The 1,446-nt window shown below is 69.4% G+C and carries 2 protein-coding genes and 1 pseudogene; all 3 read left to right on the forward strand.

Going from position 1 to position 1,446, the window contains the following annotated elements; all coding sequences use genetic code 11:
* A pseudogene (locus tag AC2W7C_RS17895) lies at positions 1–205 on the forward strand (tyrosine--tRNA ligase); the annotation flags it as partial.
* A gap of 50 nt (positions 206–255) precedes the next feature.
* Positions 256–681, forward strand: a complete 426-nt coding sequence (locus AC2W7C_RS17900; RefSeq protein ID WP_486002567.1) for a peroxiredoxin — start codon at positions 256–258, stop codon at positions 679–681.
* A gap of 199 nt (positions 682–880) precedes the next feature.
* A partial coding sequence (locus tag AC2W7C_RS17905; RefSeq protein ID WP_486002568.1) for a DUF5930 domain-containing protein occupies positions 881–1,446 on the forward strand: 566 nt, incomplete at its 3' end.

Below are 1,446 nucleotides of genomic sequence, written 5' to 3' on the forward strand. Positions count from 1 at the left end.
CATGCTGGCGGCCGTCGCGACCCGGGCAGGCCTCACCGCCTCCAATGGCGAGGCGCGCCGTCTGGCCCAGGGCGGCGGCCTGCGTCTGAACGACCAGGTCGTCGCCGACGGCGCCCGTCTGGTCGAGGCCGCGGACGTGAACGCCGACGGCGTCCTGAAGCTGGCCGCCGGCAAGAAGAAGATCGTCCTCGTCCGTCCCGTCTGAGAGCGCGCCATGACCGACATCACCGAAGGCATGAAGCCCCCGCCTTCAACATGGCGACGGACGGCGGCGGCCGCGCTTCGCTGGAGGACCTGAAGGGCAAGGCCGTGGTCCTGTACTTCTATCCCAAGGCCGACACGCCCAGTTGCACCAACGAGGGCATCGACTTCTCGGCCCTGGCCGGCGATTTCGCCAAGGCGGGCGCCGTGGTCATCGGCGCCTCGCGCGATCCGGTGAAGAAGCTCGACCGCTTCAAGGCCAAGCATGACCTCAAGGTCGTCCTCGCCTCCGACGAGCCCGAGGACGTGACCGAGGCCTATGGCGTCTGGGTCCTGAAGACCCTGTACGGCCGCCAGTACATGGGCATCGAGCGCGCCACCTTCCTGATCGACGGTCAGGGCGTCGTCCGCCGGGTCTGGCGCAACGTCCGGGTCAAGGGGCACGCCGCCGAAGTCTTGGCCGCCGCGCAGTCGCTCTGATCCCGGACGATTCCCCGCCCAGCGAGTTGTCCTGATCGGTCGATAGAGTCGGTGATACGCCTCGTTGGCGAATTCCCGGGCCGAATACGGTCGTTGTTCGCCTGAACACCTTCAAGGATGGTTAACAAGTCGTGAACCGACTTGTCTCGTCCCGCCTTCGCTGCGCATAACCCTGCCCCGGAGCGTGGGGGCGTTGCGTATGACCGGGCACGAGACTGCCAGGGAGCCATCCCTGATCAAGCGATGGTTCCCCACCCGATACGTGTATCTGCGTGACGGCGACGACATCCGCGCCTGGGCGCTGACACCCGCGCACCAGATGGCCGGCGCGGCGGCCGCGGTCCTGATCGCCGGCTGGGTCCTGGTCGCCTCGAGTGGTTTCATCATCGACATGGCGGTGCGCAGCCGCGCCGACGAGGCCGTCACCCGCACCCGCGCCGAGGCCCAGCGCCTGAACGCCGATCTTCAGGCCCGGCTGGACAGCGCCGTTGTCCGCATGACCGCCACCACGGGATCGCTCGACGAAATGGCCCGCATGGTCGAGCGCCGCCACGCCGCCCTGACCCAGGTGATGGGCATGTTCCACGGCGTCGACGGCGCTCAGGCCGCCCTGACCCCCGCGCCTGCCCTGGATCCGGCTCGCAGCACCCCGGTGCAGCGCATGATCGCCGTCCGCATGGACCAGGAGCGGCTGATCGCCCGGGCCGAGACCGTCGCCCAGACCCGCGCCGAGCGCCTGCGCCTGGCCTTCCGCCTGGCCGGGCT

The organism is Brevundimonas sp. CURTG3B2_SDJG (genome assembly GCF_057364705.1).